This is a genomic window from Cupriavidus sp. FW305-3-2-15-C-LB2 (genome assembly GCF_058787575.1).
Genome location: NZ_JBYSZW010000010.1, coordinates 23,615 through 39,719, shown reverse-complemented (window position 1 = coordinate 39,719; position 16,105 = coordinate 23,615). Strand labels below are relative to the sequence as shown.

14 protein-coding genes and 1 pseudogene are annotated in these 16,105 nt (G+C 64.5%); 9 read left to right on the top strand and 6 right to left on the bottom strand.

Translation table 11 applies throughout. The features are described 5' to 3' along the window. Window positions 1–17 precede the first annotated feature (17 nt). The 5 genes and pseudogenes from aspT to AC3WRR_RS09990 all read left to right on the top strand — a co-directional run. The gene (gene aspT, locus AC3WRR_RS10010; RefSeq protein WP_492296834.1) at window positions 18–1,715 is read left to right on the top strand and encodes an aspartate-alanine antiporter; all 1,698 of its coding nucleotides are present in this window, start codon (window positions 18–20) and stop codon (window positions 1,713–1,715) included. A gap of 265 nt (window positions 1,716–1,980) precedes the next feature. Then, complete coding sequence (locus AC3WRR_RS10005; protein WP_011615186.1) at window positions 1,981–2,703, top strand: hypothetical protein; 723 nt, start codon at window positions 1,981–1,983, stop codon at window positions 2,701–2,703. Window positions 2,704–3,224: 521 nt separating this feature from the next. Continuing rightward, the gene (locus tag AC3WRR_RS10000; protein WP_011615187.1) at window positions 3,225–3,743 is read left to right on the top strand and encodes a DUF6708 domain-containing protein; all 519 of its coding nucleotides are present in this window, start codon (window positions 3,225–3,227) and stop codon (window positions 3,741–3,743) included. A gap of 26 nt (window positions 3,744–3,769) precedes the next feature. Then, window positions 3,770–4,072 (top strand): hypothetical protein, encoded by a 303-nt coding sequence (locus AC3WRR_RS09995; RefSeq protein WP_136227758.1) that lies wholly within the window; start codon window positions 3,770–3,772, stop codon window positions 4,070–4,072. Window positions 4,073–4,124: 52 nt separating this feature from the next. Then, window positions 4,125–4,226 (top strand): annotated as a pseudogene (locus AC3WRR_RS09990) (PAAR domain-containing protein); the annotation flags it as partial. 15 nt (window positions 4,227–4,241) lie between these two features. Here AC3WRR_RS09990 and AC3WRR_RS09985 read toward each other — a convergent pair. Then, on the bottom strand, window positions 4,242–4,700 hold the full coding sequence (locus AC3WRR_RS09985) for an Lrp/AsnC family transcriptional regulator (protein ID WP_010811575.1): 459 nt from the start codon (window positions 4,698–4,700) through the stop codon (window positions 4,242–4,244). A gap of 66 nt (window positions 4,701–4,766) precedes the next feature. Then, window positions 4,767–5,342: a cysteine dioxygenase family protein gene (locus tag AC3WRR_RS09980; protein ID WP_492296832.1), complete on the bottom strand. Its 576-nt coding sequence runs from the start codon at window positions 5,340–5,342 to the stop codon at window positions 4,767–4,769. Window positions 5,343–5,642: 300 nt separating this feature from the next. On the opposite strand from AC3WRR_RS09980, the gene AC3WRR_RS09975 reads away from it, so the two are divergent. Next, window positions 5,643–8,372: a UPF0182 family membrane protein gene (locus AC3WRR_RS09975; protein WP_492296830.1), complete on the top strand. Its 2,730-nt coding sequence runs from the start codon at window positions 5,643–5,645 to the stop codon at window positions 8,370–8,372. A 35-nt stretch (window positions 8,373–8,407) separates the two neighbouring features. Here the strand turns inward: AC3WRR_RS09975 and acs are convergent, their stop codons facing one another. Next, window positions 8,408–10,465: an acetate--CoA ligase gene (gene acs, locus AC3WRR_RS09970; RefSeq protein ID WP_492296829.1), complete on the bottom strand. Its 2,058-nt coding sequence runs from the start codon at window positions 10,463–10,465 to the stop codon at window positions 8,408–8,410. A gap of 205 nt (window positions 10,466–10,670) precedes the next feature. Between acs and AC3WRR_RS09965 the strand changes: the two genes are divergently transcribed. The 3 genes from AC3WRR_RS09965 (at window position 10,671) to AC3WRR_RS09955 (ending at window position 12,095) form a co-directional block, all read left to right on the top strand. Then, on the top strand, window positions 10,671–11,099 hold the full coding sequence (locus tag AC3WRR_RS09965; protein WP_010811579.1) for an ACT domain-containing protein: 429 nt from the start codon (window positions 10,671–10,673) through the stop codon (window positions 11,097–11,099). A gap of 210 nt (window positions 11,100–11,309) precedes the next feature. Then, complete coding sequence (locus tag AC3WRR_RS09960; protein ID WP_011615190.1) at window positions 11,310–11,762, top strand: PA2169 family four-helix-bundle protein; 453 nt, start codon at window positions 11,310–11,312, stop codon at window positions 11,760–11,762. 30 nt (window positions 11,763–11,792) lie between these two features. Beyond that, window positions 11,793–12,095, top strand: a complete 303-nt coding sequence (locus tag AC3WRR_RS09955; RefSeq protein ID WP_010811581.1) for a hypothetical protein — start codon at window positions 11,793–11,795, stop codon at window positions 12,093–12,095. Here AC3WRR_RS09955 and AC3WRR_RS09950 read toward each other — a convergent pair. The 3 genes from AC3WRR_RS09950 to AC3WRR_RS09940 form a co-directional block, all read right to left on the bottom strand. Then, window positions 12,092–12,697, bottom strand: coding sequence for a J domain-containing protein (locus AC3WRR_RS09950; RefSeq protein ID WP_492296827.1), 606 nt, complete (start codon window positions 12,695–12,697; stop codon window positions 12,092–12,094). The genes AC3WRR_RS09955 and AC3WRR_RS09950 overlap by 4 nt on opposite strands. A gap of 92 nt (window positions 12,698–12,789) precedes the next feature. Beyond that, window positions 12,790–15,240 carry a spermine/spermidine synthase domain-containing protein gene (locus AC3WRR_RS09945; RefSeq protein ID WP_010811583.1) on the bottom strand — a complete coding sequence of 817 codons (2,451 nt, stop codon included), beginning with the start codon at window positions 15,238–15,240 and terminating at the stop codon, window positions 12,790–12,792. Between the two features lie 32 nt (window positions 15,241–15,272). Further along, complete coding sequence (locus AC3WRR_RS09940; RefSeq protein WP_439671649.1) at window positions 15,273–16,052, bottom strand: protein-L-isoaspartate(D-aspartate) O-methyltransferase; 780 nt, start codon at window positions 16,050–16,052, stop codon at window positions 15,273–15,275. Window positions 16,053–16,105 lie beyond the last annotated feature (53 nt).

Here is a 16,105-nt window from a genome sequence, read left to right as displayed (position 1 = left end):
CAAACGACGCCCCCTCTATGAAATGCTCCGTTGATCTGTTTGCAGGCAACCCGTTGATGGTGCTCTTCATCACCGTGGGCCTGGGTTACTTCATCGGCAAGGCACGCGTGGGCCCGATCCAGCTAGGGGGAGTCTGCGGCACGCTGGTCGTCGCGCTGTTCATGGGGCAGACCGGTTGCCAGATGCACGGCGAGCTCAAGGACATGGCCTTCGCGTTGTTTATCTTCGCCATGGGCTATTCCGGCGGGCCGCAGTTCTTTGCCAACCTGAACCGGTCGAGCCTGCGCTATATGGTCCTGCCGGTGGTGGAAGCCATCGTCGTGCTCGCCATCGCCGTCGGTGCGGCGGCCTACCTGGGCTTCGATCCCGGCACCGCCGCCGGCCTGGCCGCGGGTGCGGCGACGGAATCGGCCGTGGTCGGCACCGCCGCCGAGGCGCTGAAGCACCTGGGCCTGGACGCCGCCACCGCGAGCCGCTACGAGGCCAATATCGCCACGGCATATACGCTGACCTACCTGGTCGGCCTGATCAGCATCGTGTTCTTCACCAGCCAGATCGCGCCGGCCTTGCTGGGCATCGATCTGCGCAAGGCCGCCAGGGAAGTCGCCGCGAAGATGGATGCCGCGTCCGAGGACGACGTCGCGACGCAACCCGCGCTGCCGCGCCTGATCGGGCGCGCTTATTCCGTGCACCAGGCCGCCGGAATGACGGTGAGCGAGCTGCAGCAACAGGTGGGTGGCCGGGCGTCTATCGTCAAGGTGCTGCGCGACGGCACCAGTATCGAGCTTGGCGATGACGACAAGGTCCAGGCCAGCGATATCCTGGCCATGGTCGGGATCCGCAGCAACCTGCTGAAGGCGGCAGCCCTGATCGGGCCCGAAGTCCTGCTGCCCGAGGCCCACACGGATGCCATCCAGCTGGTCGAAAAGCAGGTCATCGTGAACAAGCCCAGGGTCAACGGCAAGACCATCGGCGAACTGGCCCGCCTGGCCGGCGCACGCCGTCTGCGTGAAGTCTGGATCCTGCAGGTGCGGCGCTCGGGGATGTCGCTGCCGATCACGCGTTCCACGCCGCTGCAGCATGGCGATGTGGTCACCATCGTCGGCCTGGAGCCGTCGCTGTCCGAAGCCATTGCCGGAATCGGCGTGGAAGCGAAGGCAACCGAGGTCACCGACCTGGTCTTCCTGTGCGTGGGCATCCTGGCGGGCCTGCTGGTGGGAACCCTGAGCCTGAGCCCTGGCGGCATGCATATTTCGCTTGGCAGCGGGGGCGGGGCGCTGCTCAGCGGCCTGGTGTTCGGATGGATCAATTCAAGAAGGCCGTCGCTCGGCACCTTCCCGAGGTCGGCCGTGCAGATCCTGAAGGACCTGGGCCTGGCGGTCTTTGTCGCATGCGTCGGCTTTTCCGCCGGGCCGGATGCGATCTCGCTGATCCGCGAGCACGGCGCGGTGCTGCCGCTGATCGGGCTGGCCGTGTCGCTGGGGCCGGCGTGCCTGTCCTTATGGATCGGTCACAAGCTCCTGAAGATCGAAGGCCCGCTGCTGGTTGGTGCGATTGCCGGGCAGCACGTGAGCACCCCGGCGATCAGCGCCATCCTGGCCGCCAGCCACAGCTCGGTGCCGTTGCTGGGCTACACCATTACCTATGCCATTGCCAACGTGCTGCTGCCGGTGCTGGGGCCGATCATTATTTCGCTGGCGTTCAGGTTCACTTAGGGAAATGCGGCCTGCTTCTCTCACATTACGAATGCCGAGGTCTGGATTACCTGCGCCAGCTCACTGATCAGCATTTTCCTAGTGTCCGCGAGGGCGCTCCGCCGGTGCCGGATCTGGCCCAAACACACTGCCGCTATATCGTTTCGCTCAGGCGCCGCCGGTCTCCGCCGGGCGATCCCCAAGTCAGCGGACGGAAGCGCTGGCACAAGCGTTTCTGTGCGCGCCGTGGCGTCGCTCGCGAGCCACGCAATGTGAGCAAGTGTCAATGCGCGGGATTGCCGATATGCCCGCCATTAACCTGGGCGAGATTGCTCCGATTGGCCCCATAAGCGGTTCGATGCTTGCGGATCGGATGGAGCAGATTTCGCCCGGCAAGGCACTGATGCTGGCATGCAACGACCCGCTGGCGATTATCGAGGACCTGAGCATCCTGACCAATCCCAAGATGCACCCGAAGGCGAACAACGCGGTCATCTGGGATCAGTCTACGGACTTTTTGCTGGATCGTCTTGAATCGAACATCCGGGCCAGCGCCGAGGCGCAGCACACAAAAGAGGCGGAGGCCGCGGCGGCCGAGGCTGAGCGCATGAAGACCACGCCGGATGGATTTCCGGCTTACGAACTCATGTCGGTTCTGTTTAATGGAAAAGCGACGGCCGAGCGATGGAAGCGCGAAGATGCGGAGCGTGAAGCGACTCGCCTTGCGAGGAAAAAGGCAGCCGGCGATGCGGCTTGGGCGCCCTATGAAGCCGTGCTGGACAAGAGTAAGCGACACCAGCACCGCCGCGCTAATCTCTGCAGAACTAATTCTCGTTGGCACTCCGGTTTGGCCTCTCCTGGTCGTACTCTTCGCGGTGAACGTGAGGATCGCGATCCTGGACGACCCGGCCACGCTCAAATGGGCCACGCGCTGCCATTTCAGCAAGCAAGCGAATGGCGAACGCTACACCACCATGGAGAAGGAATGGGCAGAGTTTCTTCAACTTGACATTAAGGTTAGCGAGGATGCCAAGAAATGAAGCTCCCGACCAAGGATGAACGCATTCCACTTTACTTTCGCGAGAAGGGAAGGCCGCCTGGAACATGGCAGTTGCAGCACCGCTTGTACATCGATAGGCCGTCCAGCGAAGTCGCCGATGAAATCGGCAACGTCTACAGCATAGGTTCGACCTGTTTGGAAATCATCGATGAGTCGCAAAAAAGAATCCAGATGATCGGTCAGAGTTGGGTCTTGGGCCTAGCTTTTGCGACGCTCAGTTTCCTCGGCTTCGCGATGATCATTTCCGGGTTCAAGAATGACTCACCAGAAGTGGTAGGACGCCCGGGGTACTGGCCTGCTATGTTGATTGGTCTCATCATGATGGCTTCGGCAACCGGCTTCTTTGGCTTCATCGCCGCTGAGTCGATGCGACGAAACCTCTTCACGTTGAAGCGGCGTCCGATCCGGCTGAACCGAAGAACCCACCGCATCTATGCCATGCGCACGAAAGGGGGGACGGTGTATGGGAGGTGCCATGGAGCAACGAAGAGTTCTTCTGCGTGGGCGTCAGCAAGATGGGTGGCTTGTCGCGTAGCTATGAGATGTATGACATACGCCATTACAAGTTGGACGCGGACGGTAATGTGGTTCGTGCCTTCGTTCTCGGGCAGCAGATGTTCATGCTGGAACAGGCCCAGCAGCAGTGGGAATACTACCGACGTTATATGCAAGACGGTCCCGCCAACCTGCCTGAACCGAAGTTTTTTTGGGCTCCACGAGAGGGCTTTTGGGAGGGCTTCAAGATCTGCAGGGGCGACCTCAGGTCTGCTGGTGATCTGATCTTCCTGCCGATGATCTTGCTGGATGCGACATTCCGATGGCTCACGCTGGTAACTTGCAGCGATCCCGTGTGGCCTCCCGAGATTGAGGCGGCGTGCAGGCCCACACCCAACGACCCTTATGCGCGTCCCCATGCCGACGAGTTCATCGGTGTGCCGAACGGCCCGGATGCCAGGCCTGGCATTGAAGACGGCAACCACCATGTCTAAGTCATGGGACGTGGAGGAAGTTGCGAATGAAGCGAAGGAAACATCAGCATCCAGTCAAAGGAACTGACAATGCGAGCCAACGAAACAAGCCCGATGGCAACGCCCTCGGATACGTCGGCACTAAGAGTCTTGCTCAGGGAGTTACCCTCACCAACCCCTGGGGGACGGATGATACTGGGATTCATGCCTGGGCGAGTGGGCTTCCCATCGACCGCCTGGAAGCCGCTGAGCTTGACTACCTCCACGAGCATGCGGGCCTCTTCGCATGGCGCGAAATACTTCATTACTTTGCCAGCAACTGGGACCAGGCGCGTTGGACCGAGCAGTGACACAAGCCTTTCACACTGCCTGCGATGTACAACGTAGCCGGTCGTTGACGCGAGTTCCGGCATGGATGTCGATGGGCAACCCGCAGCACTGCATGGGGACCGCACCCGGTGCGGTGCCACGCTAATCGGCGGTGGCAGCGCGAACGTGGCTTAGCTGGCCGGTGCCGGCCTACGCATAATCGAGCGGCAGCGCCGTGGTGTACTTGATCTGCTCCATCGCAAAGCTGGAACTGACGTCGGCCAGCTCGGCGCCCTGGATCAGCTTCTTGTAGACGCGGTCGTAGGCGGCAATATCCGGCACCACCACGCGCAGCAGGTAGTCCGTATCGCCGGCCATGCGGTAGAACTCGGTCACTTCCGGGATCGATGCCACCAGCCCGTGGAACTGCGCCAGCCATTTCACGTTGTGCTGGCTGGTGCGGACCGAGACAAAGACCGTGACCCCGGCATTGAGCTTGTCGGCGTCGAGCAGTGCCACGCGTTTGCGGATCAGGCCGGCGTCTTCCAGCCGCTGGATTCGGCGCCAGCATGGCGTCGAGGTCAGGCCGACGCGTTCGCCGATCTCTGCCACCGGCACGGTGGCGTCTTCCTGCAGGATGGCGAGAATCTGTTTGTCGTAGCGGTCCATGGCGCGTAGCGGTTCAGGTGAGGGTGGGCCGGCGCCCGCATGCGGCGCGGCTACGCGCGGCAAAACCTAGGCGTCGGCGGTCGGCACCAGCAGGTTCACGCCGGTGGCAATGTGGTCGCGGTGCACGCCATAGAGGTGCAGGGACACGGCGATCTCGTCGCTGGCATTGCCCAGCGCATGGATATGCTGCAGCCCGGCCGGCACGCTGAAGGTATCGCCGGCCGTGCGCGCGACGGTGTTGGCATGGCGCGCCTGCCGGCGGGCGGGATCCCACCGGTAGTGCTGCTCGCTTAGCGTGCCGCGCAGCACGCGGTAGGCACACCAGGTGCGATGGCCGTGCACGGGGCTGGCCTGGCCCGGGCGCCAGACCAGCACCATCGCCGAGAAGCGCTCCAGCGGGTCGGCATGGACCAGGTGGCGGGCATAGGAATCCGGCTTGCCGAGCAGGGCGCCTGGCGGCAGTGTTGCAAGCAGCGTGTCGGTGTCCGGCAGGTGCGTGGCGATGTGGCCGGCCACCATGCGCGCGCTGTGGGCGAAGGTGGCCTCGAGGTTGAGCGCCAGCTGGTCGAGCGGCGCGGCTGGCGGGGGCAGATGCGGGAGAGTTGCCGGAGGGGCGGTAGTCAGGGGAGATCCGGTCGGCATGGCAGGCACCTTGGTCTTGTTCTGGGTACGTGTCCATGATATTTGCGGGCCGGAGCACAGGCATGCGAATTGTCGTTCAATGTCGCCGGAGATTGTAATTCTATTCCTGGATTGGTTGAATGTTGAGAATCATATGCTCATATCAGGCCGGGCAGGGTGAATGGGTGCTCGCCAACGACGCCACGGCCGGGCCAGGGTGGCGTACCCCGTGCGCTGTGCAGCGAACGCATATATGCTGATATGGGCAGGCAGCCCGAGTAGCCGGGTCACGGACGACGGTGCGGCAAAGGAGCATAATCGATGCGCTCGCCAGCGAGGGACGCCACGCGCCTGGGACGCCTTGCGACCTGGGTTGTTGCCGTCATCGTCGCGCTGATTGCCGTCAGTCGCGTCACCGGCCTCGTTGTTGACTGGCTGTGGTTTGCCTCGGTTGGCTACGCCGGGGTTTTCCGCACGATCTTCCTCACCCAGGCGCTGCTGTTCCTTGCCGTATTCGCCGTTTCGGCAGGCGCGCTCTGGCTATCGGGCTGGCTGGCGCACCGCAGCGCGAGCCAGGCGCAGGCCTGGAGGCCGGAGGTCCTGGGCCAGCCGGTTGGCGAGATTGCGGCGCGCGTCCCCTGGCGCGCCGCCATTGCCGGCATCGCCGTCCTGGTGGGGCTGCTCATGGCCGTCGGTGAACTGTCAAGCTGGGCCATTGCGCTGTGCTATTTCCATCAGGTGCCTTTCGGCAAGACCGATCCGATCTTCGCCAAGGACATCGGTTTCTACTTCTTCACGCTGCCGGCGTATCTTGCACTGAGGAACTGGCTGCTCCTGCTGCTGGGCTGCAGCGCAGTGCTTGCCGGCGTGGTCTATGGCTTGCGCGGCGACATCGCGCTGGTCCGGTCGCCGCGCGGGCTTTCGCCGGCGGCCGCTACCCATGGATCGGCATTGCTCGGCTTGTTCTTCGCGCTGCAGGCGTGGTCCTACTGGCTCGACCGCTTCATGCTGCTCTACGGCGACAACGGCGTCGTGGTCGGCGCGAGCTATACCGATGTCCATGTCGGGCTGCCGGTCCTGTGGCTGCAAGTCGGCCTGGCTGCCGCGGCTGCCGCCGCTTCGTGGGCCAATATGCGCTGGCGGGACTACCGGGTACCTGCGGCCGCGGCGCTGCTGGTGGTCGGTAGCGCAATCGTGCTCGGCACGATCTGGCCGGCACTGTTCCAGCGTTTCTATGTCAAGCCGAACGAGCTGCAACTCGAGACACCGTATCTCCAACACAATATTGCGCTGACGCGCGAGGCCTATGGCTTGACGCAGATCGAGGTAAAGCCGTTTCCGGTCGAACAGAACCTGAATCTCGCCGCGCTCCAGGCCAATCGGCCGACCATCGACAACATCCGCTTGTGGGACCTGCAGCCGCTGCGCGATACCTATGCGCAGCTGCAGGAGATCAGGACCTATTACAAGTTCCTCGCGACGGACATCGACCGCTACCAGCTCGGCGCAGGCCACCAGCAGGTCATGCTGTCGGCGCGGGAGCTTGAGCCGGCACTGATTCCGGCCAATGCCCAGACCTGGGTGAACCTGCATCTGTTGTTCACCCATGGCAATGGCGTGGTGATGTCGCCGGTCACCGAGAAATCCGCCGAAGGCCTGCCCTCGCTCTATCTGCATGACATTCCCCCGCTCTCCGACGGCGGCCCGGTCATCCAGGAGCCGCGCCTCTATTTCGGTGAAGGCGGCAAAGGCTATGTCATCGTCAAAGGCAGCGTGCCCGAGTTCGACTACCCCAAGGGCAAGGACAACGTCTATACGGCCTATCGCGGGCGCGACGGCATCGGAATCGGCGGCATTGCGCGCCGGACCCTGTTCGCCTGGCATCTCGGCGATCCCAATATCCTGCTGAGCGGCTACATCACGCAGGAAAGCCGCATCCTGCTCCATCGCAATATCCGGAACCGCGTGCGCACGATTGCGCCGTTCCTCAGCCTCGACCATGACCCCTATGTGGTCGTGAGCGATGGTCGCCTCTACTGGATCCAGGACGCCTACACTACCAGCCGCTGGTTCCCTTATTCGCAGCCCGGCACCGGTGGCGGCGCCAACTACATCCGCAACGCCGTCAAGGTCGTGATCGATGCGTACAACGGCACGGTCGACTTCTACACCAGCGACCCGGCCGATCCGATCGTGCAGGTGTACCAGCGCATCTTCCCGGGCATGTTCAGGCCGCTGGGCGCCATGTCGCAGGACCTGCAGCGGCATATCCGCTACCCTGAGGACCTGTTCCTGATCCAGGCGCGGATCTACCGCGCCTACCACATGGAAGCGGCAGAAGTCTTCTATAACCGCGAGGATCTGTGGGAGTTTCCTCGCCAGCTGACCGGCATGAGCACAGGGAACACGCCCGCCGCGCGGATGATGCCCTACTACATGATCCTGCGGCTGCCGGACGAACCGCGCGCCGAGTTCGTTCTGATGCTGCCGATGGTGCCGAGCCAGCGCGAGAACATGATTGCCTGGCTGGCTGCGCGCTCCGATCCCCCCAACTACGGCAAGCTCGTCGCCTACACCTTCCCCAAGGAAAAGCTGGTCTACGGGCCGTTCCAGATCGAGGCGCGCATCCAGCAGAATACCGAGATCTCGCAGCAGATTTCGCTGTGGAACCAGATGGGCTCGCGCGTCATCCGCGGCCATCTGCAGGTCGTGCCGATCGAGAACTCCATCCTCTATGTCTCGCCGCTCTACCTGCGTGCGGAGTCCGGCCAGTTGCCCGAACTCAAGCGGGTGATCGCCGCCTATGGCGATCGCGTGGTCATGGAGGACACCCTGGGCGCAGCGCTTGCGGCCCTGTTCAAGGAATCCGCGCCGGCGGCGATTCCGGCGCAGGGCGCAGCGAACGCCCGCGCGCGCGAAGCACTCGCGCACTATGACCGCGCCGTCGAGCGTTTGAAGGCGGGGGACTGGAGCGGCTTTGGCGCGGAGCTCGATGCCTTGCGGCCGCTGCTCGAGGCGCTCGGGGCAGGGGGTGCCGATGAGCGGAAGTGAGCGGCGTGCCGGGAGCCGCCGGCAGGAGTGCCGTCCTATGTCGCCAGCTCCCTGATCTTCTCGACGACCTCCGGATTTGCAAGCGTGGATACGTCGCCAGGCTCCTGGTGGTTGGAGATCGCCGCCAGCACGCGGCGCATGATCTTGCCCGAGCGTGTCTTGGGCATGTCGGGGACGATCACGACCCGATGCGGACGCGCAATCGCGCCAATCTGGGATACCACCGCGGCCGAGACCTTGTTCGCGATCTTGATGGAAGGCGACAGTCCCGGCTTGAGCGATACATAGAGATCAGGCACCTTGCCCTTGACCTCGTCGGCCACCGGCACCACCGCCGCCTCGGCGACGTCCGGCACCAGCAGTGCTGCGGATTCGATCTCCTTGGTGCCGAGGCGATGGCCGGAAACATTGATCACGTCGTCGATGCGGCCAAGGATGCGAAAGTAGCCGTCCGCCGCCTGCGTTGCGCCATCGCCCGCCATATACGGCCAGTCGTGCCAGTCCTTGCTGTCGGGATTCTTGCAATAGCGCGCATAGTACTGGCGCACGTAGCGGTCCGGATCCTTCCAGACGGTCTGGAATATGCCCGGCCAGGGATTGCGGATGCAGATGTTGCCCGCCTTGCCCGAGCCGGCCGGGACCTCATTGCCTTCCTCGTCAAAGATCACCGGATGAATGCCCGGGATTCCCGGGCCAGTGCTGCCGGGCTTCATCGGGTGGATGCCCGGCAGCGTGCTGCAGAGGAAGCCGCCATTCTCGGTTTGCCACCAGGTGTCCACGATCACCGCCTCGCCTTTGCCGACTTCACGGTGGTACCACTTCCAGACTTCGGGCTCGATCGGCTCGCCCACCGTGGTCATGTGCTTGAAATGGCAGTCGTACTTCGCCGGCTCGTCGGGCCCGTTGCGCCGCAGCGCGCGGATTGCGGTGGGCGAGGTGTGGAAGATATTGACGCCAAGGCTTTCCGCAATACGCCAGGGCCGGCCGGCGTCGGGCCAGGTCGGCACGCCTTCATAGACGACAGACGAAGCGGCGAGCGCGAGCGGGCCATAGACGATGTAGGAATGCCCGGTGATCCAGCCAATATCGGCCATGCACCAGTAGACGTCTTCGGGGTGGATATCCTGGATGTACTTAGAGGTCCACGCCACATAGGACAGATAGCCGCCAGTGGAATGCTGGCAGCCCTTGGGCCGGCCCGTGGTGCCGCTCGTGTACATCAGGAACAGCGGCGCCTCCGCCGGCATCGGCTCGGGCTCGACACGCCTGCCGCGGAACCCGGCGAGCACGTCATTGAGAATGACATCGCGGCCCTTCACCAGTAGGGCGGCACTGGAATACTTGCCCGGGTAGCGCTGCCAGATCAGGACCTTCTCGACCTGCCGACCGGCGCTGGCGGCTTCTGCCACGGCGATGTCGGCCTTTTCCTTGTGATCGAGCAATTCACCGCCGCGGTGATAGGCGTCCATGGTGATCAGCAGCCGGCTCTCGGAGTCCGCGATGCGTTCGGCGCAGGCCTTGCCGCTGAAGCCGCTGAATACCTGCGAATGAATGACGCCGATGCGGGCGCAGGCGAGCATGGTGATGGGCAGTTCGGCCACCATCGGCATATGCAGCGTGACGCGGTCGCCGGCCTTCAGGCCGCAGAACTCGCGCAGCAGGGCGGCCAGCTCATTGACGCGAACGAAGAGCTCCTGGTAGGTGAGGTGATGCACCGCCTCATCCTCCGGCTCGGGCACGAAATGAATCGCGGTCTTGTTCCTGTATGCAGCGAGGTGGCGATCCACGCAATTGTGGCAGGCGTTGATCCTGCCGCCGACGAACCAGCGCCAGAAAGGCGGGTTGCTGGTATCCAGGGTCGTTTCCCAGTATTTGTACCAGTCCAGCAGGTCTGCGAACTCCTTGAAGCACTCGGGGAAACGTTCGAGGGAGAAGCGCTCGAAAATATGGGGATCGGTCAGATTGGCCTGCGCAATGAACTGGCCGGCCGGCGGGACATAGTCCTCCTCGGGCCAATGGACCGCGATTTCGGCCTCGGACACATCGGCCAATTCCTGCTGGGCAGCATGGCGTGGCGATTTGCCTTCAGACATGACGATCCCCCTTCACTTTCCATGGCATCCATCCAGGTATGGTCGGTGCCACTATCCTGCGATAGCTGCCTGAAACGACTAGTCCATATTAAGTCCGGGCACGGGGAGTTTCCAGGAATTCGCCCTGCCGCTGTCCGCCGAGCCCGGAGCTTGCCTGGCGGCCGCCATGAGCTAGATTCGTAGGAGGGCATTGGAGGAATGAGCAATGACCAACGATCTTCTCGTGGAACGCGTGGACGTGTGGGCGGCAACCATACCGGACCGTCCCGGCGGCCTCGCCGAGGTACTGGAGACCTTGCGCGATGCCGGTGCGGACCTGCAATTCGCGATTGCGCGCCGCACGCCGGAGGACCCCGGCAAGGGTGTCGTGTTCGTGACACCGCTGCAGAATGACAGGGAAATCCGTGCCGCTGCCCAGGTCGGCTTCAACGTCACGCACAGCCTGCATTCGGTGCGAATCATGGGCGGGGACCGGCCCGGCATCGTGGCGGAACTGACCCGAAAGCTGGCGGAAGGCGGAATCAACCTGCGCGGATTCTCTGCCTCCGTCATCGGGATACAGTTTGTCGCGTACGTGTCGGTGGACTCGCTCGACGATGCGAACAAGGCAATGGCAATCCTGGGCAAGGGCTGAAGCGAGGTTCAGCCATCTCCTATCATGGAATCACGCCTTGCCTCTGAACGGGCAGGCAGATGGGGCCCGGCGCGAACCGGCTGATTCATGTTGATGGCGTCTCCGACGTTCCCCTCGCGGCCGGTTGCGCCGTGGCGGTCCGTCCGTTGGCGAGACCTGGCGACTTGCGCCGAAGTTGCGCATCGCTGGCATGCAAATTGGGAGAATTCCATGGGCAACAACCAGCAACAAGCTGTCTTGGCGCTGAACCAGCTGATCGAGGCTGGCAAGGACAGCGAACTGGCCTGCATGAGCGGAGCCAGCGAAGTGCGCGATGCAGCGCTGCGCGACATTCTGACCAGCACCGCGGAATCGTACCGGGCGTCGGTGAAGGAACTGCAGTCGATGGTCAGCGCCATGGGCGGCGCGCCAGCTGACCGGGGCAGCATGAATGGCATGCTGTACCGCCGCTGGATGGCATTCCGCCACATGCTGTCGCCGAACAACGACGACGCCGTGCTGGGCATGTGCGAGCACGAGGAAGATGCCGCCAGGCGCGAGTATCAGTCCGTCATGATGAAGCCGCTGCCGCCAGAGGCCAGCGCGGCGCTGCAGCGCCAGTATGAGGCGTTGACGCAGCATCATGGCCGGATTCATGCCATGCGCGGGATGCAGATTCACTGAGGGCCCGGCTTCGCGCGATGGGAGTAAGCAATGGCAACCTACGAGTTCAAGGACAAGGATCTACAGTTCCTTGCCCAGGGCGCCGACTCCTGTTTCCCGTCCCCTGACGCTGCTTTCGTTGAGTGCGCGGACAGCCATCCGGCGTTCCTGGTGACATGGCCGGAGAGTGGACCGACGACGATGCATCTCAAGGTGCAGATTCGGGCAAGCCAGTACGCCAGTTACCTGACGGATCCGTTCAGGGGACGCGAAGTCCTGCGCAAGGCGGTTGAAGATCGCCTTGCGCTGATCCATACGGTGAAAAGCGGGCTCCTGGTCGCCCCCGACATCTAGGAGCGGATGCCGAACAAGCCGTGCCAGAACGAATCGAAGGCGCCGGCATGACGCCTGGGCCGCGTTTCCTCGTCGGGGTTTGACGCTGCCGCCCCGTCGGGCGCCTGGGCGGCCTCGGTGTCCGGCGCGTGCGCGTCCCGCGCACTTGCCCGCCGCGACTCCTGCAGCGCCCATATGCTGTCCGCGATGCGTGACGCCAGTTCCGCCTCGCAGTCGCGGCCGAGCAGCACGCCGAAGATGACGTCGCGGTTGTGGCCGTCGTCGGCAAAGCGCATCGCGATACCGAGCATTTTCTCGTAGTGTTCCTGCGCGATGCGCTGGCTCTCGCGTTGCGCATCGCGCTCCTGCTCTTCCTGGGCCTCGCGCTCGGCCTGCCAGCGCCGCATCTCCCGCTCGAATACCTCGTCGTAGATCTGGCGCTGCCCGGCATCGGAGAGAATGGTGTAGGCGTCGCGGATTTCCTGGAATGCCGCATGCGCCTCAGTCTCGCGGCCAAGGTTGCGGTCGGGGTGCCACTTCATCGCGGCGCGGCGGTAGGCGCGCTTGATCTCGTCCAGGGTGGCGTCCGGTGCCACGCCGAGGGTTGTGTAGAGGGTGGTCATGGGCCGATTGGGCGTCTTTCTGCCGGGCGGGCATTCATCCTAGCACGGGGTGACCCGTAGCCATGGCATGCGAGATCGATCCCGGCCCCGGTTCATGGGCACGCAAGCGCCGCGGCAGCGTACAGGAGCAGCGCCAGCAGCACCACCGCGGTGAATCCGACATGGATCGCGACCAGCGTGGCAAGGACCGCCGCCACCACCGAGGCGCAGGCGTTGATGCCCCATGCCCAGGGCACCAGCGTTTCGTCGCGCGCCGCGACCCGGGCCAGGCCGAGCGGGAACGGCATTCCCATCAGAAACGCCAGCGGCGCGATCAGCAGCACTGAGACACCTATCCTGGCCGGGTCCGGCAACCCGATCAGCAGCCTGAACACCGTCGGCAGCGCCGCCAGGTAGACCAGCGCGGCCACGCAGATGCCGTTGACGGCCAGCGCCGCCTGCCGCCGGCCGCGGTCATCGCCAGCGCGCGCGGGCATGCGCTGGGCGTATCGGCTGCCCAGTCCCGCAAAGCAGAGAAAGGCGCACAGCACCACCGCGACCGCGTAGAGCGGGTGGCTCAGGAACAGGATGAATTTCTGGATAAAGGCGATCTCCACGAACATGAAGCCGAGGCCGACCGCCAGGAAGTAGAAGCCGGCCCGCCATTCGGGCAAGCGCCGCACGGCTGCGCCATTGCCGCCAGGCCCCGCGGCGGGCTGCGGCCGGGGGCGCCGCCGCAGAATCCAGAGCGGGACCACGATCAGCAGCCATGCCAGGGCGGTGGCCTGCAGCAGCGTCGCCACCAGCACCGGATAGCCCCATTCCAGCAAGGGCAGGCCACCCTGCGCCTTGAGCGACAGCAGTTCAGGCAGCGTGCGCCATTTGAAGAAATGGAAGAAATACGGCCTGTCGTCGGTGGCGGGCCGCACATCGAACTTGTAGCGGGACAGGAACCGGTCGTGTTCGGGGCCGAGCAGGGCCTGCGCGGCGTCGAAGAAGTAGGGCTGGTCCAGCACGTTGTAGCGATTCGCCTGGCCGGGCTGGATGCCGGGATAGTATTCGACGTCGAAGGAACGGGCGCGGCAGAAGTCGGCGAGGGCGGCAAGGTCCGCGGCACTGAATTCCCCGTTCTTGACCACCAGCGTGGCCGTCTTCCAGCCACGGATCAGCGCCAGCCGCCGGGACGGATCGGGCACGCCCGCGCCTTCCATGGCGGCCACGGCGGTGGCGAGCAGTTTGGGTATGTCGCGCGGCGGCAGCGTGACCCAGCGCGTGATCGCAAGCAGGCCGCCGGGCCGAAGATGGCGCAGGTAGCCCTGGAAGGCCTCCACGGTATAGAGATAGCTCTCGGAGAGAGCGTACAGTCCGGCCGATGAGGTGCTGAATGAATCCAGCAGGGCCACCTGGATCAGGTCGTAGCGTGCCGTGCTGGCCGCCAGGAAGCCGCGCGCCTCGCCGGCAAAGACACGCACGCCGGCGGCACTGTACGGCTTGCCGGAAAACGCAGCGAAGCGGTCCTGCACCAGGTCGATCACCTGCGGATTCAGTTCCACGGCATCGACCGCGCTGGCCTGGTGATAGACCGCCTGCAACACGTCCGCCCCCGCACCGCTGCCCAGCACCAGCACCTTCGGATTGCGCAGCAAGTGGTAGGGCAGGGCAGAGGTCAGGTCGCCCAGGTAGGCAAGCGGTTCGCGCCGGCCGTCATGGCGGTTGAGCGCACTGAGCCCGTCGCCATCGGTAAATACGGCCAGTTGTGCTGGCGGCTCCTGGCTGGCATTCAGGCTCAGCCCGGGTGCGTGCCGCAACGGGATCGAAGGGCTCTCGACCACCGTGACCAGGCCGAGGGGACTCGAGCGCTGCGCCACCACGCGCGCGTTGCCGATGCGCAGGGCCTGGCTCAGCTCCTTGTACTCGGACGGCCGCAGCGCAATCCAGTCACCTGGCACACCGGCCGGAACGATTGCCGCCAACAGCAGCAGCGCCGGCAGCCAGGGCCGGTGCCAGCGGCATTCCACGCATGCCAGCGCCGCCGCCGCCATGCCTGCCATGCCGACCAGCCGCAGCGCATCGACCGGATGCAGCGCGAACAGCGCCACGATGATGCCCAGGCAGCCCAGCCCGGCGCCAAGGATATCGAAGCTGTAGATGCGCGGAACCTGCCCGGTGAAGCGGGAAAAGCTCAGGCAGATACTGGTCGCGGCGCAAAAGAACGGCACGAACAGCAGCAGGTAGATCAGCAACAGGCGCAGCGGCTGCGATGGCTCCCACAGGATCTCCAGGGGGTTGAACGCCACGTGCTGAGCCAGGGCGAAGCAACCCATCGCGCTGACGCCGAACAGCAGGGCCCCGCCCGCGAACACTGGCACGAAATGGCGGACCAGCGTTCGCTGCGCCAGCGCCACCAGCGCACCCGCCGCGCCATAGCCCAGCAGTGCCACGCTGATCATCATGTAGGCGAAGTGATGCCACTGGATGATGGAAAGCAGCCGCATCAGCAGGATCTCGTAGCCCAGCGCGGCGGCAGAGAGCAAGGCCAGGGCGAACAGCGGGGGGCGTGGCATGGCGTCAGCTGGCCGGGCTGATGTGCCGCGCTTCAGTGCTTGCCAACCAGCGGCACGAACCTGACCGGCAGGATCTGCCTGGTGGAAACGGTGCCGTCCTCGGACTTTTCGACCAGCAGCAGGTACTGCGTCAGGAACTGGGCGCCCACCGGGATCACCATGCGCCCGCCTGGCTTCAGTTGCCGGATCAGCGGCGGCGGCACGTGGCTGGCCGCCGCGGTGACGACAATGGCGTCATAGGGCGCGTGTTCGTCCCAGCCGTAGTAGCCGTCGCCCACCTTGCACGCCACCTGCCGGTAGGCCAGCCGCTTCAGGCGGTCGCAGGCGTGCCGTCCCAGCGGCTCGATGATCTCGATGGTATAGACCGCGCGCGCCAGCCCGGTCAGCACCGCGGCCTGGTAGCCGGATCCGGTGCCGATTTCCAACACGGTGTCGCCAGGCTTGACCATCATCAGGTCGGTCATCAGGGCGACGATATACGGCTGCGAAATGGTCTGGCCATGGCCTATCGGCAGCGGCCGGTTCTCATAGGCGTGCGGCTTCTGCGCGTCCGGCACAAACTCGTGGCGAGGCACTTGCCCCATCACGGCCATGACGCGCGGGTCGATGGCATGCCTGCCGCTCTGGGCGGCGGCCGCTGCCGCGACCGCGGCGATCTCCCTGACCATGTCGGCGCGCTGCGGGGCAAAGGCGTCGTCGGCGGCGGTGATCGAGCAGGGCAAGGCCAGCGCGATGGCGGCGACCAGGATTGGGAGGAGTGGGCGGGGCGCTGATGGCTTCACGAGTGGGGCAGGCAAGGAGCCTACCGTCATCGTAGATCATCGGCCTGGCTGGCGCAGATAAGTGGCAAATGAGGCGCCTGCCA

Coding starts and splice junctions, on each gene's coding strand:
- aspT (WP_492296834.1), top strand. CDS start 18: ATGAAATGCTCCGTTGATCTGTTTGCAGGCAACCCGTTGATGGTGCTC.
- AC3WRR_RS10005 (WP_011615186.1), top strand. CDS start 1,981: ATGCGCGGGATTGCCGATATGCCCGCCATTAACCTGGGCGAGATTGCT.
- AC3WRR_RS09995 (WP_136227758.1), top strand. CDS start 3,770: ATGAAGCGAAGGAAACATCAGCATCCAGTCAAAGGAACTGACAATGCG.
- AC3WRR_RS09985 (WP_010811575.1), bottom strand. CDS start 4,700: ATGGACCGCTACGACAAACAGATTCTCGCCATCCTGCAGGAAGACGCC.
- AC3WRR_RS09980 (WP_492296832.1), bottom strand. CDS start 5,342: ATGCCGACCGGATCTCCCCTGACTACCGCCCCTCCGGCAACTCTCCCG.
- AC3WRR_RS09975 (WP_492296830.1), top strand. CDS start 5,643: ATGCGCTCGCCAGCGAGGGACGCCACGCGCCTGGGACGCCTTGCGACC.
- acs (WP_492296829.1), bottom strand. CDS start 10,465: ATGTCTGAAGGCAAATCGCCACGCCATGCTGCCCAGCAGGAATTGGCC.
- AC3WRR_RS09965 (WP_010811579.1), top strand. CDS start 10,671: ATGACCAACGATCTTCTCGTGGAACGCGTGGACGTGTGGGCGGCAACC.
- AC3WRR_RS09960 (WP_011615190.1), top strand. CDS start 11,310: ATGGGCAACAACCAGCAACAAGCTGTCTTGGCGCTGAACCAGCTGATC.
- AC3WRR_RS09955 (WP_010811581.1), top strand. CDS start 11,793: ATGGCAACCTACGAGTTCAAGGACAAGGATCTACAGTTCCTTGCCCAG.
- AC3WRR_RS09950 (WP_492296827.1), bottom strand. CDS start 12,697: ATGACCACCCTCTACACAACCCTCGGCGTGGCACCGGACGCCACCCTG.
- AC3WRR_RS09945 (WP_010811583.1), bottom strand. CDS start 15,240: ATGCCACGCCCCCCGCTGTTCGCCCTGGCCTTGCTCTCTGCCGCCGCG.
- AC3WRR_RS09940 (WP_439671649.1), bottom strand. CDS start 16,052: ATGACGGTAGGCTCCTTGCCTGCCCCACTCGTGAAGCCATCAGCGCCC.